The sequence below is a fragment of the Cellulomonas citrea genome, assembly GCF_009829685.1.
Taxonomy (GTDB): Bacteria; Actinomycetota; Actinomycetes; order Actinomycetales; family Cellulomonadaceae; genus Cellulomonas; species Cellulomonas citrea.
Window position 1 is genome coordinate 1 of sequence record NZ_VWSD01000302.1, and the last position, 1,211, is coordinate 1,211.

Sequence of the window (1,211 nt, forward strand, 5' to 3'; positions counted from 1 at the left end):
CCCTGGTCGCGGCGCTGCCGGTGGCCGTGGACCGGGCCCGGGGCGCGCACCGGGCGGGGGCGGCCTGATGCGGGTGCTGGCAGCGCTGTCCGGCGGGGTCGACTCGGCGGTCGCGGCGGCCCGGGCGCTCGATGCCGGGCACGAGGTGGTCGGGGTGCACATGGCGCTGTCGCGCACCCCCGCCGCCCAGCGCACCGGGTCGCGGGGCTGCTGCTCGCTCGAGGACGCCTCGGACGCCCGCCGGGCCGCCGATGTGCTCGGCATCCCGTTCTACGTGTGGGACCTGTCGCAGACGTTCGAGCAGACGGTGGTGAGCGACTTCCTCGCCGAGTACGCCGCGGGGCGCACCCCCAACCCGTGCGTGCGGTGCAACGAGCACGTCAAGTTCGCCACGCTGCTCGACCGGGCGCTCGCCCTGGGGTTCGATGCGGTGTGCACCGGGCACTACGCCCGGCTGGAGCGCGGGGCGGGCGGCCAGGTCGTGCTGCGCCGCGCCGCGTGCGAGGCCAAGGACCAGTCCTACGTGCTCGCGGTGAGCGGGCCGGGACGGCTCGCCCGCGCGATGTTCCCGCTGGGTGACGTCCCGACGAAGGAGCAGGTCCGGGCCGAGGCTGCCGAGCGCGGGCTGCGGGTGGCCGCCAAACCCGACTCCTACGACATCTGCTTCGTGGCCGACGGCGACACCGGCGGCTTCCTGCGCGAGCGGCTCGGGGCCCGGCCCGGTGACGTCGTCGACCAAGACGGCGCGGTGGTCGGACGGCACGAGGGGGCCTACGCGTTCACCGTCGGGCAGCGCCGCGGGCTGCACCTGGGCCGGCCGGCGCCGGACGGGCAGCCGCGGTACGTGCTGGGCATCGAGCCGGTCGCCAACCGGGTGGTCGTGGGGCCGGCCGAGGCGCTCGCGGTGTCCGCCGTGCAGGCCGGTGACGTCGTGTGGTTCGACCAGGTGCCCGTCGGCACGCGGTGCACCGCGCAGGTGCGGGCGCACGGGCGCGACGTGCGGGTGCGGCTGGACGCCGACGCCGACGGCGGGCTCAGCGTGCTGGTCGAGGACGGGGAGCAGCTGCACGGTGTGGCGGCCGGTCAGTCGCTCGTGCTCTACGACGGGGACCGGGTGCTGGCCCAGGCGACGATCGAGCAGGTGCGGGGCGTGGCCCCGGCCGAGGCGCCGGCCGGCGTCGCGGTCGCGCCGTGACCGGGGTCAGCGGTGC

The 1,211-nt window shown here is 77.0% G+C and carries 1 protein-coding gene; it reads left to right on the plus strand.

Annotation, left to right across the window (positions count from 1 at the left end; all coding sequences use genetic code 11):
• Positions 1–67 precede the first annotated feature (67 nt).
• Positions 68–1,195 (plus strand): tRNA 2-thiouridine(34) synthase MnmA, encoded by a 1,128-nt coding sequence (mnmA, locus tag F2B26_RS16330; protein ID WP_159811132.1) that lies wholly within the window; start codon positions 68–70, stop codon positions 1,193–1,195.
• Positions 1,196–1,211 lie beyond the last annotated feature (16 nt).